General features: G+C 55.5%; 16 protein-coding genes and 4 pseudogenes. 15 read left to right on the top strand and 5 right to left on the bottom strand.

What is annotated here, in order from left to right; translation table 11 throughout:
- Nucleotides 1-3: 3 nt before the first annotated feature.
- Nucleotides 4-981 carry an IS5 family transposase gene (locus ACYZTX_RS00185; protein ID WP_462032471.1) on the bottom strand — a complete coding sequence of 326 codons (978 nt, stop codon included), beginning with the start codon at nucleotides 979-981 and terminating at the stop codon, nucleotides 4-6.
- 441 nt (nucleotides 982-1,422) lie between these two features.
- On the opposite strand from ACYZTX_RS00185, the pseudogene ACYZTX_RS00180 reads away from it, so the two are divergent.
- The 8 genes and pseudogenes from ACYZTX_RS00180 to ltrA (ACYZTX_RS00145) all read left to right on the top strand — a co-directional run.
- Nucleotides 1,423-1,551 (top strand): annotated as a pseudogene (locus tag ACYZTX_RS00180) (IS3 family transposase); the annotation flags it as partial.
- A 343-nt stretch (nucleotides 1,552-1,894) separates the two neighbouring features.
- Nucleotides 1,895-2,671: a DUF1120 domain-containing protein gene (locus ACYZTX_RS00175; protein WP_462032470.1), complete on the top strand. Its 777-nt coding sequence runs from the start codon at nucleotides 1,895-1,897 to the stop codon at nucleotides 2,669-2,671.
- A 252-nt stretch (nucleotides 2,672-2,923) separates the two neighbouring features.
- Nucleotides 2,924-3,631 carry a fimbria/pilus chaperone family protein gene (locus tag ACYZTX_RS00170; protein ID WP_462032469.1) on the top strand — a complete coding sequence of 236 codons (708 nt, stop codon included), beginning with the start codon at nucleotides 2,924-2,926 and terminating at the stop codon, nucleotides 3,629-3,631.
- A gap of 127 nt (nucleotides 3,632-3,758) precedes the next feature.
- On the top strand, nucleotides 3,759-6,230 hold the full coding sequence (locus ACYZTX_RS00165) for a fimbrial biogenesis usher protein (protein ID WP_462032468.1): 2,472 nt from the start codon (nucleotides 3,759-3,761) through the stop codon (nucleotides 6,228-6,230).
- 26 nt (nucleotides 6,231-6,256) lie between these two features.
- Entirely contained in the window at nucleotides 6,257-6,826 is a 570-nt protein-coding gene (locus tag ACYZTX_RS00160; RefSeq protein WP_462032467.1) for a DUF1120 domain-containing protein, read from the top strand.
- Nucleotides 6,827-7,380: 554 nt separating this feature from the next.
- Nucleotides 7,381-8,073, top strand: coding sequence for a hypothetical protein (locus ACYZTX_RS00155; RefSeq protein ID WP_462032466.1), 693 nt, complete (start codon nucleotides 7,381-7,383; stop codon nucleotides 8,071-8,073).
- A gap of 282 nt (nucleotides 8,074-8,355) precedes the next feature.
- Nucleotides 8,356-8,469: pseudogene (locus ACYZTX_RS00150) on the top strand (integrase core domain-containing protein); the annotation flags it as partial.
- A gap of 492 nt (nucleotides 8,470-8,961) precedes the next feature.
- Entirely contained in the window at nucleotides 8,962-10,764 is a 1,803-nt protein-coding gene (ltrA, locus tag ACYZTX_RS00145) for a group II intron reverse transcriptase/maturase (RefSeq protein ID WP_462032465.1), read from the top strand.
- A gap of 137 nt (nucleotides 10,765-10,901) precedes the next feature.
- Here ltrA (ACYZTX_RS00145) and ltrA (ACYZTX_RS00140) read toward each other — a convergent pair whose 3' ends face one another.
- Nucleotides 10,902-12,668: a group II intron reverse transcriptase/maturase gene (gene ltrA, locus ACYZTX_RS00140; RefSeq protein ID WP_462032462.1), complete on the bottom strand. Its 1,767-nt coding sequence runs from the start codon at nucleotides 12,666-12,668 to the stop codon at nucleotides 10,902-10,904.
- 188 nt (nucleotides 12,669-12,856) lie between these two features.
- Between ltrA (ACYZTX_RS00140) and tnpA the strand changes: the two genes are divergently transcribed.
- From tnpA to ltrA (ACYZTX_RS00105), 7 genes and pseudogenes are all read left to right on the top strand, one after another.
- Entirely contained in the window at nucleotides 12,857-13,180 is a 324-nt protein-coding gene (gene tnpA, locus ACYZTX_RS00135; protein ID WP_197679976.1) for an IS66-like element accessory protein TnpA, read from the top strand.
- Nucleotides 13,177-13,512 (top strand): IS66 family insertion sequence element accessory protein TnpB, encoded by a 336-nt coding sequence (tnpB, locus tag ACYZTX_RS00130; RefSeq protein WP_083359309.1) that lies wholly within the window; start codon nucleotides 13,177-13,179, stop codon nucleotides 13,510-13,512. Before tnpA ends, tnpB begins: the two co-directional genes overlap by 4 nt.
- An 807-nt stretch (nucleotides 13,513-14,319) precedes the next feature.
- Nucleotides 14,320-16,065, top strand: coding sequence for a group II intron reverse transcriptase/maturase (gene ltrA, locus ACYZTX_RS00125; protein ID WP_462032464.1), 1,746 nt, complete (start codon nucleotides 14,320-14,322; stop codon nucleotides 16,063-16,065).
- A gap of 131 nt (nucleotides 16,066-16,196) precedes the next feature.
- A pseudogene (gene tnpC, locus ACYZTX_RS00120) lies at nucleotides 16,197-17,496 on the top strand (IS66 family transposase); the annotation flags it as partial.
- Between the two features lie 679 nt (nucleotides 17,497-18,175).
- Complete coding sequence (ltrA, locus tag ACYZTX_RS00115; RefSeq protein WP_462032463.1) at nucleotides 18,176-19,768, top strand: group II intron reverse transcriptase/maturase; 1,593 nt, start codon at nucleotides 18,176-18,178, stop codon at nucleotides 19,766-19,768.
- A 70-nt stretch (nucleotides 19,769-19,838) separates the two neighbouring features.
- A pseudogene (locus ACYZTX_RS00110) lies at nucleotides 19,839-20,060 on the top strand (transposase domain-containing protein); the annotation flags it as partial.
- Nucleotides 20,061-20,175: 115 nt separating this feature from the next.
- The gene (gene ltrA, locus ACYZTX_RS00105; RefSeq protein ID WP_462032462.1) at nucleotides 20,176-21,942 is read left to right on the top strand and encodes a group II intron reverse transcriptase/maturase; all 1,767 of its coding nucleotides are present in this window, start codon (nucleotides 20,176-20,178) and stop codon (nucleotides 21,940-21,942) included.
- Between the two features lie 145 nt (nucleotides 21,943-22,087).
- Here ltrA (ACYZTX_RS00105) and ACYZTX_RS00100 read toward each other — a convergent pair whose 3' ends face one another.
- The 3 genes from ACYZTX_RS00100 to ACYZTX_RS00090 all read right to left on the bottom strand — a co-directional run bounded on the left by ACYZTX_RS00100 (nucleotide 22,088) and on the right by ACYZTX_RS00090 (nucleotide 26,714).
- Nucleotides 22,088-22,513 carry a recombinase family protein gene (locus ACYZTX_RS00100; RefSeq protein WP_462032461.1) on the bottom strand — a complete coding sequence of 142 codons (426 nt, stop codon included), beginning with the start codon at nucleotides 22,511-22,513 and terminating at the stop codon, nucleotides 22,088-22,090.
- Nucleotides 22,514-22,885: 372 nt separating this feature from the next.
- A complete protein-coding gene (gene ltrA / locus ACYZTX_RS00095; RefSeq protein ID WP_462032460.1) occupies nucleotides 22,886-24,547 on the bottom strand; it encodes a group II intron reverse transcriptase/maturase in 1,662 nt (553 codons plus the stop codon).
- 614 nt (nucleotides 24,548-25,161) lie between these two features.
- Nucleotides 25,162-26,714, bottom strand: a protein-coding gene (locus tag ACYZTX_RS00090; protein WP_462032459.1) for an IS3 family transposase whose coding sequence is annotated in 2 segments (ribosomal slippage) — nucleotides 25,162-26,252 and nucleotides 26,252-26,714 — 1,554 coding nt in all. Because the reading frame shifts where the segments join, the coding sequence is not laid out codon by codon here.
- Between the last annotated feature and the right edge of the window lie 172 nt (nucleotides 26,715-26,886).

Here is a 26,886-nt window from a genome sequence, read left to right as displayed (position 1 = left end):
GCATTACAGACGCACCTCGTCCATACCCATCAACCGTTTTCGCACCATCCACAAGTTCGACAAAGCGAACAACGTTGTCTGCTGCGCGATGTTTTTCGACAAACCACGAAAGCGCACTTTCGTATAACCAAACTGGCGCTTGATCACGCGAAACGGATGCTCAACCTTGGCCCGCACCTGCGCTTTCGCGTATTCGATCTTGCGTCGCATGCGCCCGATCAGACTCTTTTTTGCGTGCTTTTTATAGCTGCTTGGTCGGGCGGCAATCGACCAGATCATCTTGCGATCCTGATGCTCTGGACGTTTATCCACGCCGGTGTAACCGGCGTCGCCACACACGTAAATTTCCTCACCGTGCAGCAACTGATCGACCTGCGTCACGTCCGCCACATTGGCCGCCGTGCCCACCAGGCTATGCACCAAGCCGGATTCGGCATCGACGCCGATGTGCGCTTTCATACCAAAAAAATACTGATTCCCTTTCTTGGTTTGGTGCATTTCGGGATCGCGTTTACTGTCCTTGTTCTTGGTCGAACTCGGCGCGTGAATGATCGTCGCATCGACCACCGTGCCGTGACGCAACAGCAGGCCACGGTCGCCCAGATAGCCATTGATGACCTGCAAAATCCCGCCTGCCAACTCATGTTTTTCCAACAAGCGGCGGAAGTTGAGGATCGTGGTTTCATCGGGAATCCGATCCAGATTAAAGCCCGCGAACTGGCGCAGAATCGTCGTTTCATATAGTGATTCTTCCATCGCCGGATCGCTGTAGCCGAACCAGTTCTGCATCAAATGAACGCGCAACATGGCCATCAACGGATACGCCGGACGGCCCCCTTCGCCCTTTGGATAATGCGGCTCGATCAAAGTAACCAAGCCCTTCCAGGGCACGACCTGATCCATCTCGATCAGGAAGCGCTCGCGGCGGGTCTGCTTACGTTTGCCGGCGTACTCGGCATCGGCGAAGGACATCTGTTTCATCGGGGCTCAACCGTTCTGTTCATGTGAGGTGCGTATTTCACCAAATATGGAAGTCTTTTTCAGAGTTTCCTTAGCGATCCCGAAATCGGTGGCTTTGTGGGTATCACTACTGCGGAGTTTGGCTTAGGCTTTTCTGGTGGTAAAAAAATCGGCATAGGTACTCACCGACGCTGGCTCGACCCACTTGCAAGCTGACAGCGACCTGGCGGGCAGATAGGCCGACCTCGAATTTGAGACGTAGCACTTCTCGAATCTTACGCATGGATAACCGCTCCACGACGACCTCTCTGCTTCGATAAAAGAGGTCGATGGTAGTGAATTAATCCTGCGTTGCTGCCTGCTTTAAGGGTGGCCGGATGAGCGTGGAACGGGTGGCCGGATCACCGTGGAATCAGTGGCCGGATGTTCATGGAATAGGTGGCCGGATGGCCGTGGAATCCGCGCGCCCAGCGCGATATCAGCCATTTCTTGATGCATCGGTACAACTGGATTCGGCCCCATCAACTCAACGGTGGGCTGGCGCCAGCTCGGGCCGAAGAAAAACTTAACGTCGTGTCCGGGATTAGTTGACCACTACAGTCCCCAGAGCTTCACACCGAGCTGTTACCGGCCCCGCATGTCCGGGTAGGAAACGGTTGATGGAACAACCGGTTTCATCAGGAGAAAACCCTCCAGTAAAACAGAAATTTAGACGACCTCAGGTCGCACTGTTCCGTTGCTCCCCAAACCCCCATTACAGCTCCTTCGATCAGTGGAAGTGGCGTGGGCCACGGATATTTTCATGCTCCTGTGGAAGTTCCTGCGACGCAAACGAGGCACTCTGCTCGGGGAGTTGGTCACGGTTGCTGCTGTGCAGGATCGATATTTTAATCAGAGCAGGATATTAGGCAGGCGGGCTGCCTGATTAAAAACGATGAATCACATTGATTTATTTTCGAGTGGAACCAATTGTGCGTATCATTTTTTCGATGCAAAAAATAACCAATCCATGAAGGTTGCGAAGGTATCTATGAAAAAACAAACTATCAACCGCACGCTTGCCGCGGCACTACTAATGTCTTGCGCCAGTGGCGCGATCGCGAGCGAGTCGGCTGAACTTTCTGTGAGGGGCGAGATTGTTCCAAACGCTTGTTCGGTAAGTATTCCTGGCGGAGGTGTTGTCGACTATGGCACATTAAGTTATACAGACCTAATTGGCGATGAAACAGGGTTAATGCCAAAAAGCAATGATAAGACGTTCAATATAAATGTACAGTGCGCGGCGCCTGCGAAAGTTACTTTAACCGTTACTGACAACAGGCGTGACTCCCGGCCTACCCCTAGCGATCCCGAAGTCGGTAACTTTGTGGCTATGACTAATGATGAGTTTGGCTTAGGCCTTTCTGGGGGTAAAAAAATCGGCATATATACATTAAGTATAGAAGATTCCCAAGGAGATAATAAGAAAGCCCGTTTTGTAAGTAAGGTGTCTAGTGGTAATTGGTATAGTGACTCAACTATCTCCCCTCGCCAAACGCATGACGCTGTCTATAGTTTATCTGCGTCTGATTCGAATTCCGTCCCAAGCGCATTCACCAATCATTCTTACAAGGTTCTCGTTTACTTATGGCTTCTTGACCCTGCAAAGACTAACCCAGGCAAAGTAATCAAGCTGGATGGTCAGGCAACCATTGAACTTTCTTACCTCTAAATATTTGACCGACTCGGTGAGCTTGAAGCTTGCTAGAGTTGGATTTTTATTCTCTCGCGAGTTTAGGTGTGGGCAGCATGCAGAGTCTTTACTTCTAAGCATCTCTCGTGTGTTTTATGCCCCCCACGAAGAGGCGAGAGGATCCTTTCTAGGCGCCATCCATTGTCGCGGCGCCTTTTTTTTGCACGTCTGTCAGGCCCTTAGAAAAATTAATGGCACTGTCAGTTCGTCTAACGCAGCAGCGTGGTTGTTATGTTTGAGATGTATTTTAAATCGCTGGTCGTGGCTTTCGGTCTATCGGCGGTCAGTACGTTTGCGAGTGCAGCGGGCATGGTCCCGGAAACCTCCGTGGTGCTGGTTAACGCCGGTGATGGTGAAGGCAGTATCAACGTCACCAACTCCGATGATCAGGTGCTACTGCTTTACAGTGCCCTGGAAAACCTGCCGGAAGACCCGGAGGAGTTGCTGCTGATCACCTCGCCCATCAGTCGGGTGGAAGCGGGCGAAAAACAACTGGTGCGCTTCATCTTTCAATCGGACACGCCCTTGACCACCCAGCGCATGAAACGGGTGACGTTCGAAGGTATCCCACCGATGAAAAATGATGGTCAAGCGAAGATCAACATAACCGTGCAGCAAAACCTGCCGGTGATCGTCAGTCCGGCGGATTTGCCGCTGCACAACGAGCCTTGGACACTGCTTAAGTGGCAGGTACAGGACCAAACACTGACCGTGCGCAACGATAGCCGCTACGTCGTGCGCCTTAATCAACAACTGGATCTGATGCCGACGGGCGGGCAGTTGACCTTGCCGCGTACCTACCTCTTGCCTGGGCAATCCGACAGCTTGACATTACCCGCGAGCGCATCCATTAGCGCCGAAACCAAGATCCGTCTCTACCCCGCCAGCCTCTACGGCTATCAAGGGGCCTCCTACGACGCTGCATTGAACCTGCAATAAGCATGCTTGCCTAAGTGGTTTAGACATTATGATTCCCCACCTTTCTTCCACGCGGGCTTCGTCAGAGGTCCCGCGTGCTTTTTTCGCGCGTGCTTTGCGCTGGGCCATACACTCTGTGGCATTGGCCATGGCCACCCTGGGCGTGAGCGTCACCGCAAGTCCAGCAGTGGCGAGCTCCGTTTCGCAAGAGCAATCGCCGCCGCGCCCGTCGAAACCGCAGATTCAGTTCGATCCGGACAGGCTCCGCCAATCCGGCATTGATCCAAAGGTCGCGGCGTTTTTCAGCCAAAAGCCACGCTTTACTCAAGGCATTCGGCGCATCACGTTGTGGGTCAACGGGATCTCCCGCGGGGCAGCGGACGCGCGTTTCGACGCGGTTGGACAGTTGTGTGTAACCCCTGAACTGCTGGACCAAGGCAACCTGAAGGACCCGGCCGGGCAAGACCGTCAGACCCTGTCCGATGGCGCCCAGTGTTTAAGTGTTGCGGACGCTTTTACGCAAGCCGAAGTTGAACTGCGGCCTTCGCGTGAGGAGGTTTCGTTGGTGATCAGCGCGGAGGCCTTAAGACCGCCCAGCGAAGATTTGGGTACATTCGGCCGGGGGGGAACCGCCGGACTGCTGAACTATGAGGTGATGGGCTCGCAGAACCAATACGCAGGGATGTCCAGTCGTTATACCTCGGCCAATACCGCGCTGGGGTTTAACGCCGGTGACTGGCTGGTGCGCAGCCGACAAATCTTCACCGAGCAGGATGGAGCGCGTAACTTTCAGGCGCTGTACACATACGCTCAAAAGACCTTTGTCAGCTACAAATCGATGCTGCAGGTCGGTGAGATTAACATCGCGAACTCGGTGTTCCCCGGCACGGCGATTAGCGGCTTGCAGGTGTTGCCCGACAATGCCTTGCAAGGCCAGACCCGCTCCGGTGCCACCGTTGAGGGAATTGCCCAAAGCCAGGCACGGGTAGAGATACGTCAGTCCGGCGTGTTGATTCACACCACCCTGGTGCCCGCGGGCCCCTTTCGCTTACCGGGGGTCCAACTGATCAACGGCAACACTGACCTAGATGTGCGGGTGATCGAGGCCAATGGCGAGCAGCGCAACTTTACCGTCCCCGCCGCCTCCTTGACGCAGTTTTCCTACACCGCGCCCGGCTATTCCATGGCAATGGGTAAGGTACGCACGTTCGGCTCCGACACCCAACAGTCCCCTACGGTGGTCACCGGTACCGGCGGCTGGCTGCTCAGCCCAAAAAACAAATTGTCGGCCGGCTTGATGGCTAGTCAGAGCCAGTACCAGGCCACAGCGGTTACCCTGAACTCCGTCGTGACGGCCAAGACCTCGCTCAATTTGCGCGGGACATTGGTCAATGCCGGCAAGGAAGACAAGCAGGGGGCCGAAGTCAGTCTTGGGGCGAGCATCCGTGTGACCGAAAAGCTCAGCGCCAGTGCCAACGTGACGCGGCGCACGGAAAGTTTTCGCGACTTGCTGTCGACCACCCAGGATCACTCTGCAGGCTATCGCCATGGCGGCAGCCGTGAGCAGTACGGCGCCTCGCTCAGCTGGAGCGATCCGCTGCTGGGTGGTTTCTCAACAGGTTACTCGGCGGCCACCAGTTTTACCGGGGACAGCTCACAGCACCTGACAGGTGCCTGGGGCAAGTCATTCAAACACTTCAGCGTCAGTGCCAATCTTGAGCGCAGTATGAGTAGCACAAGCAAAGGTGCAAGCCATTCAGCGTCGAACAGCCGTAGTTATAGTGGTAATAGCGATGCGGTGTATTTGAGTGTCAGCGTTCCGCTGGGCTCTGGCCGCAACCTGCGTACCTATGCCAATGAGCGTGATGGGCGGACGCGTTTCGGTACCTCCTTCAATGACAGCAGTAACGACATTGCCAGTTACCAGTTGGGGGCCGACAGCAACACCGAAGATCGGCAACGGAACTTCTCCGCCAGTATGAGTGCGGTGCCACGCTATACCAGTCTGAGCCTGGGGTATTCGAAAAGCGGGGAAGACAGTACTACCTACAGCGGCCAGATGGCCGGCGGGTTGGTGTTGCATGGCGATGGCCTGACGTTGTCGCCGTACCCCCTCAGGGACACCTTTGCGTTGGCTAAGGTCGGCGAGGTGTCGGGGGTCAAACTCAGCACTCCGAGCGGTCCGGTGTGGACCGACCCCTGGGGCCGTGCCGTGGTGTCGCAACTTAATGCCTATCAAACCTCGCGCATTGAAATAGCGACCAAAACACTGCCGCGCAATGTCGACATTCAAAACGGTTTCAAGGCGGTGGCGGCTGGCCGGGGCTCCGTGCACAAGGTTGACTTCCCGGTGATCACTACGCGCCGGGTGTTGCTGAGGGCTCGTGATGGTGAAGGCAAGATTTTGCCCAAGGGCGCTGGCGTCTTCAATGCCCAGGATCAGGTTCTGGCCACGGTGGTGGACAGCGGAAAAATCTTTCTGGCCAACGACCAACTGAGTGAGCGCCTGCGGGTGCGTCTTGATAACGCCCAAAGCTGCCAGCTGGAGTATTCGCTGCCAGACAAGGCTGACCCCAACGTGTATTTCGAATCGGCTGATGCCGTTTGCAAACCCCTCTGAATGCCCTGTATCGGGCTGGAATCTGTATGGAACTGTTGAAGCGTTATCGCACCGTTGTACGTGTGCTGCTGTTTTTGGTCGGGGCTATGGGGTTGAGTAGCCAGCATGTGCACGCCGAGACGTGTGAGTTGCGTTTGGGGCAGGCAGAACTGGACTTTGGCCAGTTCCGCCACCCGGGAGGAACACTGGATAGCCGGGACGTGCATCCGGTCGGCACCCGCTATGTTTCGCTCCAGGCCAGCTGTCCTGCTCCTACAAGGTTGGCGGTGATGGTGCGTGGTGACAGCCAGACTGAACATTTTCAATTCGCCCGCAGCGGACAACTGAAGGTGCGCTTAAGCAGCGCGCTGCTCGATGGTCGGGCAATCGACCTGGCGCCGATTCGTGCTGCCAGCGAGGTACCCGGCACGCCAGCCTCCACGATTGAAGTGGTGCCTGGTGATTTGGTTGTGCCGGTCAGTGCGGGGCTCGTCACCGAAGGACAGGTGCTGTCGATGCAGATTGAGGTCAGCCCGGAAGTGGCGATTAGCGAGTTTTCGACACGTGATCAAAAAGTACTGGAAAGCCATCTGAATTTTGAAGTACGAGCGTACTGAGCAAGGGGTGCGAATGGCTGACAGGTCAATGCCGGACCGGCGCCGGCACACCACCCAGCGCCTTTGTGCTGTCGAGGGTTGTTTGTAACGCGCTCACTGCCTTGGCCGTCGCTTGCGCGTAGCGCGGATCGTTAAGCTTGTCGGACAGTGCAGTGCGGCCCGCCGATTTCCAGCGGGATTATAAGGCCGCCGACCGCGCGCATATTCAGGCCTGCGCACTGCTGGCCGGGCAGGTGGAGGAGGCCGAAGGGGAGGGCGCTGTGTCGTGTTCCTATCGTATAAAAATGGGCCTGCAAATTTTTGCATACATAAAATGGCTGGGGCGGCGGCCGGGACTGGGTTAGTTTTCGAGGTTTGCACGGAAGCAACCCCCACGAAAAGGAACTCCACCATGAAGACGCTTGATCCGATGCCGATGGGCCGGCTGGTGACCCCACCTGGTCGACGCCGCGCAAAAAGCGCTGCAAGACGCGAGCCTGGCGCTGCAGGCGGCAACGAACGCGGAAAGCGGGGAGGGCTGTGGCGTTCAATAAAACCGAAATGTAGGAATACCCATGTTGTATTCAGTATCAAGCAAGCAATCATGGACTCAGCCGTTAAGATCTGAACCCCAACCAGGAGCTTTGGTACCTGAGGCGCACCTTGCAAAAAAGCAGATTTTCCAAAGTTCATGTGGCGCCGTCAGTCTGTTGTGTGCGGCGAAGGAGCTTGGTGTAGAAAAAATCCCGGTTTTTAGCGGCTCTATGTCAGAGCAACTAGGCTGTGACACGCTTGAGTTGGATGAGCGTTGTGAACGTGACCTCTATTCGATAACCAGTGGCTCCACCACGCAAAGACAGCAAAGCGATGCAGGCTATTCCATGCCTGATGGCATCGTTACGGCAGGGCGATTACTAGGCCTCAAGATGTCAGTAGAAGAGATCCCGAGCGTCTTCTCAAAAGCCCTTAACTGGTTCTACCCGGAGGCTAAATCGAGGCTGGCTGGTATAGGGTGTGCTATAGCCCATGGACCGCAAAGGTTTGAGGGAGGCCAGATAAAAATAGTAGCGATGGCAGTGATTGATGTGGCTCTACCGGTGGGTTTGCATTGGGTCGTTAAACGAAGCGATGGTACTTACATGGACCCCTTTTCAGGCGAGAATTACAACAGCTTCTCGGCGTTGAATAAGGGCGCCAAGCAAATAGGTAACCCAAGGGAAAGGTATTACAAGACCGGCATATCAATCATCGCATCCAGAATGCCATAAGGAAGTGGCTTGCGGGCGAATCACACGTTGCATAAGGCCAGCTCACAACTAGGCAACGCCCTGCAAGAATCAACGACCCATAGAAAGGAACCCGCCATGAATAGTCAGCCCCTGACTAAAAATCAGTATGCCCGTCAGTTCGCCGAGCTGATGGCCGAGGCAAGCGATAAAAGAGAGATTTGGAGCGACCTGGTTGTTCAGGAAGACGCGGCGCTGGATGCCGGCTCAAATGACATGATCCTTGAAAACGCCAAGCTTGATGCTGATGAGGACTACAAGATCGCGTTGTGTAACCTGGCAATTGCCTTTGAGCATTACAACGAGCAGCATCCGCACAGCGCCTTGAACTATCGCTCTCCGAGGGAGTTCAGGCGCTTGGCAGCCGCATCAATTTAACAGGGAGTTGGTGTCCGGTTTTGTAGGGGCAAGTCCAGACACGAAGTCGCCTATTTAATTGTCTCATCAGCCCGTAAGGAAGGAAGGAGACCTGTTGTTCCGTCAACAGTAGCCAACCGGCACATGCGTCACTGGCAACGGTGGGGTGTGAAGCTGCCGCGTAACGTAGCCCGGCCCCCAAGGCCTAGCTGGACCCGTGAGGGAAAAGCGATCTCTGCGAGTACCAATGCGGTGAGGGCGCCAGGCTGGATGGTATGACCAACTTATGTGAACTGCTGCTAAACATCGTCATCGCTAACAAGCCAAAGGTACTGACAGGCTTGAGCCAAAAGGCACGTAGCGGGCTGCTCCTCTTTGTAGTGGGGGCACACGGACACATCCGCTACCGGTGGAAAAGGCAGGGTCTAACCCATTCTTGTTAAATAGGAGGAACGTGGTAAGCCAGTATTCCTGCCCGGATGGGCAAGCAATCCGCAAGGCGCGCTGTTGGGAATGCTGGTATGGGATAGCGGAGCAAGCGAAAGCCCTTCTGTAATGGCGGGGATAGGCGTTGAGCCTCACGGCCACATCACGCCGCGCGAAAGCGAGCAGACTTCCGCTGAGTGCTTCATGACGAGATCGTTTGCCGAATCGCCACAGGAGGGAACGCAAATGACGGCAGCCTCATTCGCTGGTGCACTCTCCGGCCAACAGGGGGCATGGACCGGTATTGACTGGAATCATTGCCACCAACAAGCTCGGCGACTGCAAGCCCGTATCGTCAAGGCGGTAGGGGAAGGCCGCTGGAACAAGGTCAAGGCCTTGCAATGGTTGCTGACCCACTCGTTTGCCGGCAAAGCACTTGCCGTCAAACGGGTCACGGAAAACAAAGGCAAGCGCACGCCGGGTGTGGATCGCGAGGTATGGTCTACCCCGCACGCCAAATCAACGGCAATTCAGTCTCTCAAACGCTGCGGCTATCGGCCGCAACCGCTGAGACGGGTTCACATCCCAAAAAATCGTGACCCCGCACAGACGCGGCCACTTGGCATTCCGACCATGATTGATCGAGCCCAGCAAGCGCTCTACCTGCTAGCGCTCGAACCCGTCTCGGAATGCTTGGCGGATCCGCACTCGTACGGGTTTCGCTCCCATCGCTCTACGGCGGATGCAATCCAGCAATGCTTTATCGCGCTCGCGCGCAGCTATGCTCCGCAATGGGTGATGGAAGGCGACATCAAAAGCTGTTTTGACCAAATCAGGCACGACTGGCTGATCGCCAACGTCCCGACGGACAAGACGATGCTCGGCAAATGGCTGAAGGCCGGTTACATCGAAGAAGGTCAACTTTTCCCGACTCAAGCAGGCACCCCGCAAGGGTGCATCATTTCGCCGACGGTGGCCAACATGGCGCTCGACGGCTTGCAAGCCCTGCTCAGCGCCAAGTTTCCTAAAAAGAAGCGTGGCGCGAAGGTCAATCTAGTCCGTTATGCGGATGACTTCGTGATTACTGGCACTTCGAAAGAGGTGTTGGAACATGAGGTTAAACCGCTGGTTGAGGTCTTTCTTGCCGATCGAGGTCTAACCTTGTCGGCCACCAAAACCAAGATCACGCACATAGAAGAAGGGTTCGACTTCCTCGGGCAAAATGTCCGTAAGTACCGCGACAAGTTGCTGATTAAACCAGCAAAGAACAACGTTGCGGCGTTTCTGGACAATGTTCGATCCGTCATCAAGGGCAACCCGACCAGCACCCAAGCGGCGCTTATTCACCAACTCAACCCGGTCATCCGGGGCTGGGCGAATTATCACCGTCATGTGGTGGCGAAGGCCACCTTTACCAGGGTCGACAGCCAGATTTGGAAGGCTCTATGGCAATGGGCGGCCCGGCGTCATCCCCGCAAGGGACGACGCTGGGTCAAGGATCGATATTTCCATGTAGTAGGTCCTCGGCATTGGGTATTTGCCGCTCCTCGGGAGGAATTGTCCGCGGATGGCAAGTCGAAACTCGTCAGACTCGTTCAGGCGGCGGATGTCGCCATCGTCCGCCACTGCAAGATACAGTCGGTCGCCAATCCATTTGATCCGCACTGGGAATCCTACTTCGCGCAGCGACAAGCTACGCGTATGCCGAATAACCTGGTGGGTAGACGAAAATTGGTCAATCTGTGGGTCGCGCAGGGCGGACTGTGCCCCGTCTGCGGCGAGCAAATGACGAAGGAGACCGGTTGGACTATTCACTATCGAACACCGCGTACACTGGGTGGACGTGATGTGAGTACCAACCTAACCATGCGTCACCCCTATTGTTCATAGAACGGTGCTGCGTTGCAGTTCAAGTGATACAACCGGCTTTGGAAACGAGGCTTTGAAGTGCTTGAGCCGTGTGCGGTGAGGTCGCGGTAGGGACGGCAGTTACCTGCCGCCCCCCGCACAGATCCGTACGTGCGGAACTACCGCATACGGCTCCTGCCTTGGGTACGTGACGCAAAGCGATCCTCAGGATAAGGATGTGCATTTCTGGGTCTTGGTATATAGAGGTCGGCAAGGCGTCCGTAGCGTGACCATTGAAGCCGATGACGCTGGCTGCGACGTTTGAGGGCTTGCCGCCATAGACGGCATACCGCCAACCGAAAACCGCCAAGACGTATCAGGTTTCCCGGCACTGCGTGGTAATTGAAGTACCCACTGACAACCCGGTTAAGCCACTGACCCACGACCCGAACAGGCTCATGACGTCGGCGTTTCAGCTCATCCCGGATAGCCAGTAGCGTTGCACGCATTCGCTTCTTGACCGTCAGTCGCAGTATTTGAAACCCACCGCTTCTGTTGGTACTACAACAGTGCGTGAAGCCCAGGAAGTCAAATGTCTCCGGTTTACCTAAACCTCGCTTTCTACGATTTCTTGCAGCAAAACGACCAAACTCAATCAGCCGTGTCTTCGAAGCGTTGAGCGATAAACCGAACCTGGCCAGCCGTTCCCGCAATTGCTCCAAGAACTGCTGAGCCTGCCATTGCGTCCTGAAACCCACCACACTGTCGTCCGCGTAACGCACGACAATCACATCGCCACGGGCGTGGCGCTGGCGCCACTGCCTTGCCCATAGATCCAGCACGTAGTGAAGATAGATATTCGCCAGTAACGGCGATATCACTGCGCCTTGGGGAGTCCCCTTGGTCGCAGCCACCCTACGGCCATCCTCCATAACACCCGCTTGAAGCCATTTGCAGATCAGTCCGAGCAGGCGCCGGTCTGCAATCCGGTGTCCTAGAAACATCAGCATCCATTCATGGTCGATCTCATCAAAGAACGACGTGATATCCGCATCCAATATCCAGTTCACCTTCTGGCCCTTCAGCGCGACCGTCAACGCATCCAGCGCATCGTGCTGACTACGTCCCGGCCGAAACCCATACGAGAAACCTAGAAAGTCTTCTTCGTAGATCGCATTCAGAACAGTGACAACTGCCTGCTGTACGATCTTGTCCTCCAGAGAGGCAATGCCCAGCGGACGCTGCCTGCCGTCGGCTTTGGGAATGTAGACCCGCCGCGACGGCGTTGCTCGATAGGCTCCACTGTGGAGCCTTGCGTGCAGATCGGTTACCCGCTGGAGAAGACCTTCCTCATATTCTCGCCACGACATGCCGTCCACGCCCACCGCCGCATCGCGGCGAAGCGCATAAAAGCTCTGCGCCAATAATTGCGGTGTGATGTGGTGCAGCAATGCCGTGAACTGCATGCCCTTATCCCTTCGGGCTGCTTCACGTACACCTTCAAGTCCCATCGACGCGCAACTGATCTGGCTCTGTGTCCGGGGCGCGGGGGACGTGTCGGTGTTTCCCTTGGCTACGTCCCTTTCCTCCACCATCTCCGCAGGGCTAAGCCCCTTGTTCGATGGCTTCTCAGGTACTACGGACGTATCCGACTTCTCAGCGACGTAGACAGCAGGGTTACGGCTTTTGGCCTTTCCTACTCCGCCCGGTGCTTGCGCACCGGGCATCGCTGAGATCTCCCAGTTTCTGTGCGAAGGACTTCCCGACGTGCACAGGGTCTCCGACCGCGCGGGATCAGAGCATGACTGGCGTATAACGCCATGCTCCATATTGCCTTCTGCTTCGCATAACAGCATCGGCATCCCGGATTCCTGATTACGCGGCTCAATGGCTGGCCCATCGGTTTCCCCTGTCAACGCTTCACCCTGCACCTCACGGTGCAACATGCATGACTCGGGGTCTGGTTGATTCGCCATTTCTTACCAGTATCGAACTTTCATCGACTATCCTCCGCCAGCTTTAACTGGCGCACTATGCGTCCGGCCAAGTCATCTACCCAACCCCGCAAAGCCGGGACATGGTGTGCACTTAAATTTAGGTGGGCACCAGTTCTAGCCTTTTAAGCGGGTATTTCATGCAGCCAACACGCCGTTCGTATTCCAAATCCTTCAAAGCCCAGGTCATTCAAGAGTGTGCCCAACCCGGCGCATCGATTGCCAGCATCGCCCTCAGCCATAGCCTTAACGCAAACCTCGTTCACAAATGGATTCGGGTGCAAGTGCAGAAAAGCACGGCGCTTCAACCAGCATTCATCCCATTGCCTATGCAAACAACGGCGCCCGTATCTTCATCGAATATCAGCGTTGAGATTCTGCACCCACGCGGCACCGTCAAAGTGAACTGGCCAACCGATAGCGCTGCTGCCTGCGCCGCTTTCCTTCGAGACCTGTTGCGATGATCCGCATCGACGCCATCTGGCTCGCCACCGAGCCCATGGATATGCGCGCCGGCACTGAAACGGCGCTGGCGAGGGTGGTCGCGGTGTTCGGTGCGGCGAAGCCGCACTGCGCTTATCTGTTTGCCAATCGCCGCGCGACTCGGATGAAAGTGCTGGTACACGATGGGATTGGCGTATGGCTGGCGGCACGTCGCTTGAACCAAGGTAAATTCCATTGGCCAGGCGTTCGGCAAGGCAGTGAAGTGCAGTTGGATACCGAGCAACTTCAGGCTTTGGTACTAGGCCTACCTTGGCAACGCGTGGGGTCTGGCGGAGCTATTACGCTGCTTTAAAAACTGTAATTAGCATCTCGGTTTGCTGCCGCAAGCGGTCTGCTTTGGTAAAATCCACGGCATGGTGCGACACGAGATCGCGTGTTCAACTGTTTAACTTCAATAGGTTAGCAGTCAAACACGTGTCGAAAGCTCTGGATCTCATTGCTCAACTCCGCTTTCTGGAGTAACGAGCCTGACGTGTATCCGTCAGTTCACTAGATCGGCATGCGTCAGGAGCCAATCTTGGGGTGTGAAGCCCGATCAACAATGTCCCTCCCGCAAGAGAGTGCAACCCGGTAACGGGATGCGCAGCACAACCGAATTGCACGGTAGTACGGGGACTAGTGACCCAACCCGCATGGCTAACATATGTGAATCGTCGACAAAACCCTCGTAAGGATTGACGGGCCTACGGCAATTATCGGCCCCAGCCAAAAAAAAGGCATTGCAGCCAGCCATTCCTGTCATGTAATGGGATGCGGTACTAGAAGCGCTGCCGGGGGATAGACGAAGCCTAAACGGGGAATTGATGCGATTCAGGGAACGTGGCAATCCCGACCACTCGCCTTACCATCCACATCGGCAAGGCAGACTTTCCGCAAGGGACGTTGATGAGTGTGGGGAATAGGAGGATGCAAAAAAGCAAAGGGCCGTCTGTAACGGATGGCATACCGGTTTCAACATTACCGGCAGGGGCAACCCTGGCTGACGTGCATCTGGTTTACGAGCGCAAATACAACTGTTGATTCCGTCGAACTATGAAGTTAGCACGGGTACACGCTAAGAGATCCTGTGCAAACAGTTTCTAACTTCGAGCAGGACTGTATGAATACGCAACCACCGACTTCGGTTACGTCTGCGTCCTTGGATGGGGCCATGAATTGGTACGGTCTCGATTGGGCCAGAATTCAAACCTCCGTTCGGAAAACACAGTTGAAAATTGCGCAGGCAACAAGGAAGGCCGACTGGCGAAAGGTGAAGCGCCTGCAACGCATGCTAACTCACTCGTTTCATGGGCGATGCTTAGCTGTGCGGCGAGTCACGGAGAACCGGGGTCGCAGGACGCCGGGGGTTGATGGCGAAACGTGGGAGACGCCCCAAGCCAAACTTCGAGGGGTGATGTGTCTATCGATCAAGCGGGGTTACTGTTCTAAACCGTTGAGGCGGGTATGGATACCGAAACCTGGCAAACAGGAGAAACGCCCACTCGGAATTCCCACGATGTTGGACCGGGCCATGCAAGCGCTTCATCTGCTGGCAATTGAACCTGTTGTAGAGAGCCAGAGCGACCCCCGAAGCTACGGCTTCCGACCGGATCGCTCGACGGCCGACGCAATGGTAGAGCTGTTTCATTTGCTGGCCCCCCAAGTAGCCCCTGTCTGGATTCTGGAAGGGGACATCAAAGGTTTTTTCGATAACATCAGCCATGATTGGCTTTGTCAAAATATCCCAATGGATAAGACGATACTGCGCAAATGGCTGAAAACCGGGGTTGTTGACCGGGGGCAATTTGTTGCTACGGAGGCAGGCACGCCACAGGGCGGTATCATCTCTCCCTGTCTGGCAAACGCCACCTTGAATGGTTTGGAGCTTTTGCTGAAAGATCACTTGAAAAAGCGCTTTGGCACCATAGAAGCGAAGAAAACCAAGGTTCAGGTTGTGCGCTATGCAGATGACTTTGTGGTTTTGGCAAACTCGAAAGAGTTGCTTGAAAACGAAATCAAGCCTTGGATAGAGCAATTCCTGTCTGTACGCGGGGTTGCATTATCGCAAGAAAAAACGCGCATCGCACACATCCATCAAGGCTTTGATTTTCTTGGGTGGAATTTTAGGAAATACGTCCCGAAGTCGCCACACAGAAAGGCAAAGCTGTTGATCAAGCCTGCGAAGAAGAATGTTTCAACGTTCTATCGGAAAGTGCGAGATATTATAAAAAACAGCGGAACCCTTACTCAGGGTGCACTGATGGGGCGACTGAACCCAGTGCTGCGAGGGTGGGCGCAATATCACTCCCCGGTTGTGGCGAAAGCCACCTTTAACAAGCTGGACAACCTTATCTTCTGGCGGATCTTGAGGTGGGCAAAGCGTCGGCATCCGAGGAAGTCTGTTGGTTGGCTTAAACGGCGATATTACTGTTCCAGAATTCACCGGGCATTTGTATACCCAGTAAAGGGGATCGACGGGACAGTGAAGTTTCGCCAGCTATACATGCTGGCGGATACCGTAATCGTTCGTCACAAGCGCTTGCCGGGTGCGTATCAGCCGTACGATGCAGAACAGGAGTTTAAGTGGGAGGCGTTAAGGGTTCAACGGATGCTACATAAGCTCCGGTATCGGCGGCAGATACTGAGTCTTTTCAGGCGGCAACAGGGTAAATGTGCTTTATGCGGGCATGCCATCAGCAAGGATACCGGCTGGCACGATCACCACGTTGTCAGGCGGGTGGATGGCGGCCCGGATAAACTAAATAACCGTGTACTGCTCCATCCCGACTGCCACTTACAGTGCCACAAGCAAGGATTCAAGGAGCCACTTAAGCATAGCGGTTTGCAAAAACCACCTTCCGCGTGACCGGCCAGTAATAGACTGGCTTTCGTAAGCTTGAGCCGTATGCGGGGAAACTCGCACGTACGGTTCTAAGGGGGCCCCGGATCAGTAATGATCTGGGGCTACCCGACACTTCCTCGCCCAATCTCGATCAAATGACTCCCGACCAACTGCGTGCATTCGCTGCGCAGCTGCTGTCGCAAGTCGAGACCATGGGCAGAACGGTCGAAACCATGGGCAAGAAGATCAACCGCGATCAAACGGTGATCGAGAAGCTGACCCACGAGATCGCACAGCTCAAGCGTTTGAAGTTTGCCAAGCGCAGTGAGCAGATGAATCCTGAGCAGGCCAGCCTGCTGGATGACCTGATCGATACCGATATTGCGGCGATTGAGGCCGAGCTTCAGGCGTTGCAAATAGCACCAGCGGCGACCGAGAAAAAGCAAAAGCCCAAGCGCACGGCATTGCCGGCAGAATTCCCGCGCACGTTGATCCATCACGAACCGGACAACACTCACTGCCCATGCGGCTGCGCACTGAAGCGCATCGGTGAAGATGTCAGCGAAAAGCTGGACTACACGCCGGGCGTGTTCACCGTTGAGCGCCATGTTCGTGGCAAGTGGGTTTGCGATGACTGCGAAACGCTGATCCAGGCGCCGGTTCCGGCGCAGGTCATCGACAAGGGCATCCCGACTGCCGGATTACTTGCGCACGTCATGATCGCGAAGTTCGCTGACCATCTGCCTCTTTACCGTCAGGAATCAATTTTCGGTCGTGCCGGCTTGGCGATTCCACGCTCCACTTTGGCTCAATGGGTTGGCGTTACGGGCGTGCAGTTGCAGCCACTGGTCGATGCCCTGCGTGACGTAGTGATCGGGCAGCAGGTTGTGCACGCGGATGAAACACCCGTGCAGATGCTCGCTCCGGGCTCGAAAAAAACCCACCGGTCTTATGTTTGGGCTTACGCCACCAGCCAGTTCTGCGAAACAGCCGCTGTCGTCTACGACTTCAGCCCCAGCCGCGCCGGTGAGCATGCTCGCAACTTCCTGCAAGGCTGGAAAGGCAAGCTGGTCTGCGACGATTTTGGCGGTTATAAGGCCAGCTTCGAACTCGGCGTGACCGAGATCGGCTGCATGGCCCACGCCCGGCGCAAGTTCTTCGAGTTGCACGCAACGAACAAGAGCCAAATCGCCGAGCGCGCTGCGCTACATCCAGTTGTTGTACGAAATCGAAAGCGAAGTGCGCGACCTGGAGCCGGATTTACGGTACCGGATACGGCAAGAAAAAGCCGCACCGGTGATGAATAGGCTGCATGCCTGGATGATTGCCCAGCGTGAACTTGTGCCCGAAGGTTCGGCCATCAGCAGAGCGCTGGATTACAGCCTGAAACGCTGGGCAGCGCTGTCGTGCTACCTCAATGACGGGGCCGTACCCATTGACAATAATTGGGCGGAGGTGCGACACGAAGTCGCTTACAGAAGTTGTTCCCCTTTGAGGGAACCACCCGTGTCACCGGGTGAATCTAGAAGGCTGAATCAAGAGCGCTTTCGACAATGTGACGAGGCACCGCAAGGTGCGGGGTACTAATCGTGAGAGGCGTACTCTTCTGGCAGCCATGGCCGGACAAGGGCTAGATAGTCGGTATGGTGAACACATGTGAACCTGCGTAAAGATCGTTAAATTGAACGAGCGGAAATGGCTTATACGCTCGAACCAAAAGGTAGCGGAGGTGGGAACAGCGTTTTTCTGCACGCGCGTTCGTGACCCACAGGCCTCCCGGTCGATAGCAGGCACCTAACCCGACGTACTTCAGTAAGCGGAACGTGGAAATCCCGTATCGCTCCCCTCGGGGACAGCCATTTGCAAAAACGGCCCATGGCGGTGCGGGCGAAGGAACGAGGAAAAAGCGAACGCCATCCTGTAACGGGCTGGATAGAAGTTGAAACATCACTTCACGCGAAAGCGGGCAGATGTCCTCATGGTCTCTCTTCACAAGAGAGTATGTAGAACCCTTTCAACGGAGGGAGGGCAAATGAACGCAGCAGCATTGGCGTGTGCACCTTCCGGCACGTCGTGGGACGGCATCAACTGAGCCGACGCTCAACGTCGAGTCAGAGGGCTGCAAGCGCGTATTGTGAAGGCTGTACAAGACGGCAGGCATAACAAGGCTAAAGCCCTGCAATGGCTGCTGACTGACTCGTTTAGCGGCAAAGCATTGGCCGTGAAACGGGTGTCTGAAAACAAAAGCAAAAATACCCCCGGGGTGGACAAGGTCACTTGGAATACACCGGGGGCCAAGATCTGTGCGATAGCGTCATTGAGGCGGCGAGGCTACTCGCCGCTTCCGCTTCGGAGAGTGCTTATTCCGAAGAAAAACGGCAAGACGAGACCTCTCGGAATTCCCGCGATGAAATGCCGGGCCATGCAGGCGCTCCATTTGCTGGCTCTGGAACCGAGAGCGGAAACCACCGCCGACCCGAACTCTTATGGATTCAGGCCGGAACGTTCAACTGCGGATGCCGCCGCACAGTGCTTTGGTGTGCTGTCACGAAAAGCAAACGCGGAGTGGGTGTTAGAGGGCGACATTCAAGGCTGTTTCGACAATATCAGCCATGACTGGTTGATCGCCCACATCCCTATGGATAAGGCGATTTTGCAGAAATGGCTCAAGGCCGGTTATGTCTATCAGAATCAGCTATTCCCCAGCCACGCCGGAACCCCGCAGGGAGGCATCATATCCCCGGTGTTGGCGAACATGGCGCTGGACGGGTTGGAAGCGATGCTGGCGAAGAGGTTTCCCAATGCAAAGTGGACAGCCCGAAAAATGCAGATGGTGCGTTATGCAGATGACTTCATCATCACTGGCTGTTCGAAAGAGTGGCTGGAGAATGAAGTCAGGCCCGCTGTGGTTGAGTTCCTGGCAGAGCGTGGACTTGTCCTCTCTCCGGAAAAAACCAAAATAACGCACATAGGGGACGGGTTCGACTTCCTCGGATGGAACTTGCGCAAGTACAACGGCAAGCTCCTGATCAAGCCATCGAAAGCGAACATCAGGGCTCACCTTGCCAAGCTCCGGGAAGTGATCAAGACCAACAAGTCGATCAAGCAGGTCAATTTGATCGGGCTGCTCAACCCGATTTTACGGGGATGGGCGAACTATCATAGCCACGTGGTCGCCAAAAAAGTCTTCAATCAGGTAGACAGCGAAGTCTGGACAATGCTCTGGCGCTGGGCGGTGAGGCGGCATCCGCGCAAAGGAATCCGGTGGGTCAAGGACAGGTATTTCAAAGTCCGAGGATCGCGCCGGTGGGTGTTCTCCACCGTTGAAAAATACGCAGACGGTAAGGCAAGGGAATACACCTTACTGAAGGAATCGGACACGCCGATAGTGCGGCACATCAAGATCAAGGCTGCTGCCAACCCGCATGACCCCAATTGGGATGAGTATTTTGAGTTCCGATGGGGCAAGAAAATGCTCAAATCAACGAAGGGACGGGCGAAGCTGTATCGCGTCTGGCTACAGCAAGGCGGCCTATGTTCTGTTTGTCATAAGCCCGTTACTAAAGATACGCCGTGGCATAGCCGCCACATCGTAAAATTGGCCGACGGCGGAACGGACGCAGCATCAATCTTGAGATCTATAATCTGCGTTGCCCCAGAGTTCAGCAGTACGCCAATGTTAAAGAGGTATAGCCGGGTACTTAACAGTGCCTTTGTAGAGGCTTGAGCCGTGTGCTGGGAAACTCGCATGCACGGTTCTTAGGGGGTTGGACGCGGGTAACCGCGTCTGACTACCCGACAACCAGATCCGACCATGGGCCCTTGGACGCAAGAACTGGCTCTTCGCCGGATCGCTACGCAGCGGAAAAAGGGCGGCAGCGATTATGAGTTTGATCCAGTCTGCGCGGCTGAATGGGCATGATCCGTACGCCTATCTAAAGGATGTTCTCACGCGCCTGCCGACGCAGCGGGCGAGTGAAATCGAGCAGCTGCTTCCGCATAAGTGGCAGCCGGTTTAATCAAGCAAGACGTGATGCCCGGACGCATAGTGCGCCAGTTAAAGCTGGCGGAGGATAGTCGATGAAAGTTCGATACTGGTAAGAAATGGCGAATCAACCAGACCCCGAGTCATGCATGTTGCACCGTGAGGTGCAGGGTGAAGCGTTGACAGGGGAAACCGATGGGCCAGCCATTGAGCCGCGTAATCAGGAATCCGGGATGCCGATGCTGTTATGCGAAGCAGAAGGCAATATGGAGCATGGCGTTATACGCCAGTCATGCTCTGATCCCGCGCGGTCGGAGACCCTGTGCACGTCGGGAAGTCCTTCGCACAGAAACTGGGAGATCTCAGCGATGCCCGGTGCGCAAGCACCGGGCGGAGTAGGAAAGGCCAAAAGCCGTAACCCTGCTGTCTACGTCGCTGAGAAGTCGGATACGTCCGTAGTACCTGAGAAGCCATCGAACAAGGGGCTTAGCCCTGCGGAGATGGTGGAGGAAAGGGACGTAGCCAAGGGAAACACCGACACGTCCCCCGCGCCCCGGACACAGAGCCAGATCAGTTGCGCGTCGATGGGACTTGAAGGTGTACGTGAAGCAGCCCGAAGGGATAAGGGCATGCAGTTCACGGCATTGCTGCACCACATCACACCGCAATTATTGGCGCAGAGCTTTTATGCGCTTCGCCGCGATGCGGCGGTGGGCGTGGACGGCATGTCGTGGCGAGAATATGAGGAAGGTCTTCTCCAGCGGGTAACCGATCTGCACGCAAGGCTCCACAGTGGAGCCTATCGAGCAACGCCGTCGCGGCGGGTCTACATTCCCAAAGCCGACGGCAGGCAGCGTCCGCTGGGCATTGCCTCTCTGGAGGACAAGATCGTACAGCAGGCAGTTGTCACTGTTCTGAATGCGATCTACGAAGAAGACTTTCTAGGTTTCTCGTATGGGTTTCGGCCGGGACGTAGTCAGCACGATGCGCTGGATGCGTTGACGGTCGCGCTGAAGGGCCAGAAGGTGAACTGGATATTGGATGCGGATATCACGTCGTTCTTTGATGAGATCGACCATGAATGGATGCTGATGTTTCTAGGACACCGGATTGCAGACCGGCGCCTGCTCGGACTGATCTGCAAATGGCTTCAAGCGGGTGTTATGGAGGATGGCCGTAGGGTGGCTGCGACCAAGGGGACTCCCCAAGGCGCAGTGATATCGCCGTTACTGGCGAATATCTATCTTCACTACGTGCTGGATCTATGGGCAAGGCAGTGGCGCCAGCGCCACGCCCGTGGCGATGTGATTGTCGTGCGTTACGCGGACGACAGTGTGGTGGGTTTCAGGACGCAATGGCAGGCTCAGCAGTTCTTGGAGCAATTGCGGGAACGGCTGGCCAGGTTCGGTTTATCGCTCAACGCTTCGAAGACACGGCTGATTGAGTTTGGTCGTTTTGCTGCAAGAAATCGTAGAAAGCGAGGTTTAGGTAAACCGGAGACATTTGACTTCCTGGGCTTCACGCACTGTTGTAGTACCAACAGAAGCGGTGGGTTTCAAATACTGCGACTGACGGTCAAGAAGCGAATGCGTGCAACGCTACTGGCTATCCGGGATGAGCTGAAACGCCGACGTCATGAGCCTGTTCGGGTCGTGGGTCAGTGGCTTAACCGGGTTGTCAGTGGGTACTTCAATTACCACGCAGTGCCGGGAAACCTGATACGTCTTGGCGGTTTTCGGTTGGCGGTATGCCGTCTATGGCGGCAAGCCCTCAAACGTCGCAGCCAGCGTCATCGGCTTCAATGGTCACGCTACGGACGCCTTGCCGACCTCTATATACCAAGACCCAGAAATGCACATCCTTATCCTGAGGATCGCTTTGCGTCACGTACCCAAGGCAGGAGCCGTATGCGGTAGTTCCGCACGTACGGATCTGTGCGGGGGGCGGCAGGTAACTGCCGTCCCTACCGCGACCTGCGGTGAAAGTCGCACGCACGGTTTTTAGGGGAGGATGTGCCGGCAACGGCATATCCTTACCCGACTATGACGACATTTAGCTTTTCTAAGTCTGTTGACCGGTTTCCCGCAAAGCGTCGTAGAGCGCCGTCTTCCCGACTTTAAGCCGTGTTGCCACCTCGCGCTCAAACTGTCCGAGGGCGCCAAAGACGTGGAAGATAAGCCGGCCACCTGACGTTGTTGTGTCGATGGTCTCGGTCAGGGAGCGAAATCCGATACCGCGTGCCTCAAGCCCGGCTACGACCTCGATCAGATGCGGAAGGGAACGCCCCAAACGATCTAGTCGCCAGACGACCAGCACGTAATTTTCGCGCAGGAATTTCATCGCCGACGACAGGCCTGGACGCTCCGAAGTGGCTCCCGACATCGTATCCGTGAAAATTCGCTCGCAGCCGGCCTTGCTGAGCGCATCGGTCTGCAGGGCGGTGTCCTGTTCCTCCGTGGAGATCCGTGCATATCCAATCAATGCCATTTGGGCAGTGTCCTCGTGTCCGCTTCTCGTCCGGAAATTATATTGTCCGGTTTCTCGTTAAAGAAGCAGATTGACGGACACTTTTTGAAAAGGCCGGCAAACGACCGTTTACCGGACAGGCGAAATCGATTCGACCTTTATCTGTCATGCCTGGCAACAACGCGAGCTCTTCATCAGTAAGAGTCTACAAATCCTAAGTGTCTGGATCATTCCATGAATACGCCACGGTAGCTCTTCCATGTATTGGTTGGGTAACGCGGCATTTGTCGGGTAGCCAGACGCGGTTACCCGCGTCCAGCCCCCTAAGAACCGTGCATGCGCCTTTCAACGCACACGGCTCAAGCCTCCACTAAGGCATCTTTCGACACCCGGTTACCCAACTTCGTTTTTGGCGTGTTGCTGATTTCTACGGCAATTGAGATGGTGCATTTGCAGGTTGCTTGCTGCATCTGATCCGCCGTCAGTCCGTTTTACAATACCGCGAACATCCCAAGGGGTGTTCTTGGTGATTGGTTTCTGACAGGTGGAGCACATGCCATCTTGCCTCCGCCAGACACGGTAAAGCTTCCCGCGACCTTTCGGCGAGTTCAGCATTTTCTTGCCCCATCGGGACTCGAAATACTGCTCCCACTGTGGGTCGTGCGGGTTCGCGTCCGCTTTGATTTTGATGTGCCGCTGTATTGGCGTATCCGATTCTGCGAGCAGGATACGCTCCCTTTTCGCTCCATCTTCTTTTTCTTCTGTTGCGGCAAATACCCAAGTTCGGGTGCCTCTGGTCTTGAAGTAGCGCTCCTTGACCCACCGGGCTCCTTTGTTCGGGTGCCTTCTTACCGCCCATCGCCATAGCATTGACCATACGTTGGAGTCGATTCGAGTAAAGGTTTTCTTGGCGACTACATGGCTGTGGTAATTCGCCCATCCTCGTAGCACAGGGTTGAGCTGCTTTATCAGGTCAGTCTGTTTAGCCGGCCTGTTGGCCTTTATGACTTCGCGGATTTTGCCAAGATGCGCTTTGACGTTCGCTTTCGACGGTTTCATCAACAGTTTGCCGCTGTACTTGCGAATGTTCCATCCGAGGAAGTCAAACCCATCCTTGATGTGCGTTACTTTGGTTTTTTCAGGTGACAGGACTAGCCCACGTTCTGCCAGAAATTCAACCACTGCGGGCTTGACCTCTTGCTCCAGCCACTCTTTCGAATTACCAGTAATAATGAAGTCATCCGCGTAACGCACCATGTTCATTTTCCGGCCTGTCCTCCTCGCTTTCGGGAATTTTTCCGAGAGCATCAGTTCGAGGCCATCCAACGTCATGTTTGCCAACACTGGCGATATTATGCCCCCTTGCGGGGTGCCGGAGCCGGTGGGGAAGAGTTTGTTTTGATACACGAATCCCGCCTTGAGCCACTTATTTAAAACCACCTTGTCCGTTGAGATATTGGTGATCATCCAGTCGTGACTGATTTTGTCGAAACAGCCTTGAATGTCGGCCTCCAGCACCCACTGCGCGCTCGCCTTTTGCGCCAAACAAGTTAAGCATTGTTCACCGGCATCGGCAGTCGAGCGTTCCGGCCTGAACCCATAAGAATTCAGGTCGGCGGTGGTTTCCGCGATCGGTTCTAGGGCCAGCAAATGCAACGCTTGCATAGCCCTGCACTTCATCACGGGTATGCCGAGCGGCCTCGTCTTGCCATTTTTTTTCGGAATCATCACTCTCCGAAGCGGAAGAGGCGAGTAACCTCGCCGCTTCAACGACGCAATCGCGTTGGTCTTTGCCCTCGGCGTTTTCCACGTCACCTTGTCCACGCCGGGGGTATTCTTGCCTTTGTTTTCAGTCACTCGCTTGACGGCTAATGCCTTGCCGCAAAACGAGTGGGTCAGCAGCCATTGCAAGGCTTTCGCCTTGTTGTGCTTGCCGGCCTGGGTGGCCTTCACAATACGCGTTTGCAGCCGTCTTACATGGCGCTGGACATCGGCCCAATTAATGCCGTCCCATGCCACGCCGGAAGGTGCACACGCCAGTGTTGCAGCATTCATTTGCTCTCCTCCCGTTTAGATGGTTCTAAAAATTCTCTTGTGAAGAGAGACCATGAGGAAGTCTGCCCGCTTTCGCGTGGGGTGATGTTGCAATCCCTATCCGTCCCATTACAGGGCGGCGTTCGCTTTGTCCTCGATCCTGTTTCCGCACCGCCATTGGCAAACCTTGCGGCCTGCTGTCCCCGAAGGGAGCGATACGGGATTCCCACGTTCCACTTGCAGAAGTATGTCGGGTTAGGTGCCTGCTATGAGCCGGGAGGCGTGCGGGTCACGAAGGCGCACTTGAAAAGCGTTCTTCCCACCTCCGTTACCGTTTTGGTTCAAGCGCAATAGCCATTTCCGCTTGTTCAACTTAACGACCTTTAGCGCAGATTCACATGTGTTCACCATACCAACTATCTAGCACTACACCGGCGTATGGCTGCCAGAAGAGTACGCCTCTCGCGATTGATACCCCGCACCTTGCAGTGCTTCGTTGCATTGTCAGAGTCGCTCTTTATTCAGACTCCTAGATTCACCAAGTGACATTGGTGGTTCCCTCAGTTGAAGCGGGAACAACTTCTACAAGCGACTTCGTGTCGCACTTCAAGGTAGTTGTCGCGTCAACCGTTCAACTATGCCGCTCTTTTCTCGTCCTGCTGCTCCCGATCCGGATTCAGCATCACCGCTCCTATCGGCTCCCAGTTCCGCGTCTGGCCTGACCAACGTTCCGGGCTTTTCTTGCGCGCTCGCTGGTACAGTTCATGCTGCCGCGCCAGGATCTGGTGGTCCAGCCCTCGATGCCGCTCAGCCGGTGTCACGAAGCGGATCCGGCTATGCCGGTGCTCGTTGTTGTACCAACGCATAAAATCTCTCACCCAAGCGCGTGCGGCGTCCAAGCCGGCAAAACCCTCCGGCGGCCATTGCGGGCAATATTTCAGCGTTCTAAACAGCGACTCCGAGTACGGATTGTCGTTGCTCACTCGCGGTCGGCCACGGGACGGCGTGATGCCCAGGTCGTACATCTTGCTCAACAGCGTCAGCGATTTCATCGGCGCACCATTGTCCGAGTGCAGCACCAGCGGCTCGTGTAAACACTGCTCGCCGATCACGCTGCGTTGCAGCAGCGCAGCCGCTTTTTCGCCGCTTTCTTCTTCGTAAACTTCCCAGCCCACGGCCTTGCGGCTGTAAATATCTTCGATCAAATACAGGTAGTAGTACTTGCCGCGTATCGGCGACGGCAAATACGTGATGTCCCACGACCACACCTGATTGGGCGCTTTGGCGACATGCGTCGTCGGTGCCGCATGCCGTCTGGGTCGCTGGCTACGGCCCCGATGATGTTGCTGACCGGCTGCACGCAGGATGCGATAAAACGTCGCTTCCGACGCCAGATAACGCCCCTCGTCAGCCAGCCTCGGTACGATCTGACTCGGCGGCAAATGGGCATACGCCGGGCTGTTACACAGGGTCACGATCGCTTGTCGTTCGATCTCGCTCAACGCATTACGTGGCGTGGGCCGCACGGTGGTTGTGCGGGCATCGGCTTGAACATCCTCACTCTGCGTCCATCGCTGCAAGGTTCTGAGCGACAGCCCCACCTCCTGGCACGCTCTGATTTTTCGAGCACCGGCCACGATGGCTTCGATCAACCAAGCCACCAACAACTGCCGTTCCGGCAAAGAGGTCAGGTGTCCTCGTTGTCGATCCCCCAGTAATCGTTGAGCTTTTTTCGCAGCACCAACAACGCGGCGGTCTCGGCCAGCGCCTTGTCTTTACGCAGCAGTTCGCGCTCAAGTTGCTGAATACGTTTCTTGTCCTTGCGAGATTGTTCGCGGTCGACCTTTTGTTGGTTCTGAACACTCTGCTGCCCCGTGATACAGGCTTGGCGCCAGGCGCTGACGTGTTCGGGGTACAGACCTTTTCGTCGGCAGTACTCACCCAGTTCGAGCTGCGACAGACCGGCGGTTTCAAGGACGACAGCGAACCGGGCTTCAGCAGACCAGTTGTCGGGGAGTGGCTTGTCTTCAGGCACTGCGCTTCCTTCAGAACTGACCTTCTTGCGCCAGTTGGACAAAGACATTTCGCTAACCCCTTCACGCCGGGAAACCTCGGCCATCGTCAGGTTCAGCGGGGGAAGCAGCATCTTGAGTAATGCGGCTTTGCGTTCAGGTGAATAGTACGGCACGACCAGTCTCTTTCCGCCCCCGATATGCTTTTTCAGGAAAATTCGGAGAGGCGACAACTATCCTGACACCGGGGGAACGTACATGAAAGTGGCGGCCGTTTGGGCCGTGACGGGAAGTCTAAATGTCGTCAAATTGTAGCTTCGCCCGCACTTGGCCAAGCATACGCGCAGA

The sequence above is a fragment of the Pseudomonas sp. MDT1-17 genome (assembly GCF_054898105.1).
This window is presented reverse-complemented; position numbering and strand designations above follow the sequence as displayed.

Bases quoted from the DNA above. Each gene is read 5' to 3' on its own strand.
- ACYZTX_RS00185 (WP_462032471.1), bottom strand. From the start codon at position 981: ATGAAACAGATGTCCTTCGCCGATGCCGAGTACGCCGGCAAACGTAAG.
- ACYZTX_RS00175 (WP_462032470.1), top strand. From the start codon at position 1,895: ATGAATCACATTGATTTATTTTCGAGTGGAACCAATTGTGCGTATCAT.
- ACYZTX_RS00170 (WP_462032469.1), top strand. From the start codon at position 2,924: ATGTTTGAGATGTATTTTAAATCGCTGGTCGTGGCTTTCGGTCTATCG.
- ACYZTX_RS00165 (WP_462032468.1), top strand. From the start codon at position 3,759: ATGGCCACCCTGGGCGTGAGCGTCACCGCAAGTCCAGCAGTGGCGAGC.
- ACYZTX_RS00160 (WP_462032467.1), top strand. From the start codon at position 6,257: ATGGAACTGTTGAAGCGTTATCGCACCGTTGTACGTGTGCTGCTGTTT.
- ACYZTX_RS00155 (WP_462032466.1), top strand. From the start codon at position 7,381: ATGTTGTATTCAGTATCAAGCAAGCAATCATGGACTCAGCCGTTAAGA.
- ltrA (WP_462032465.1), top strand. From the start codon at position 8,962: ATGCTGGTATGGGATAGCGGAGCAAGCGAAAGCCCTTCTGTAATGGCG.
- ltrA (WP_462032462.1), bottom strand. From the start codon at position 12,668: ATGTTGCACCGTGAGGTGCAGGGTGAAGCGTTGACAGGGGAAACCGAT.
- tnpA (WP_197679976.1), top strand. From the start codon at position 12,857: ATGCAGCCAACACGCCGTTCGTATTCCAAATCCTTCAAAGCCCAGGTC.
- tnpB (WP_083359309.1), top strand. From the start codon at position 13,177: ATGATCCGCATCGACGCCATCTGGCTCGCCACCGAGCCCATGGATATG.
- ltrA (WP_462032464.1), top strand. From the start codon at position 14,320: ATGAATACGCAACCACCGACTTCGGTTACGTCTGCGTCCTTGGATGGG.
- ltrA (WP_462032462.1), top strand. From the start codon at position 20,176: ATGTTGCACCGTGAGGTGCAGGGTGAAGCGTTGACAGGGGAAACCGAT.
- ACYZTX_RS00100 (WP_462032461.1), bottom strand. From the start codon at position 22,513: ATGGCATTGATTGGATATGCACGGATCTCCACGGAGGAACAGGACACC.
- ltrA (WP_462032460.1), bottom strand. From the start codon at position 24,547: ATGAATGCTGCAACACTGGCGTGTGCACCTTCCGGCGTGGCATGGGAC.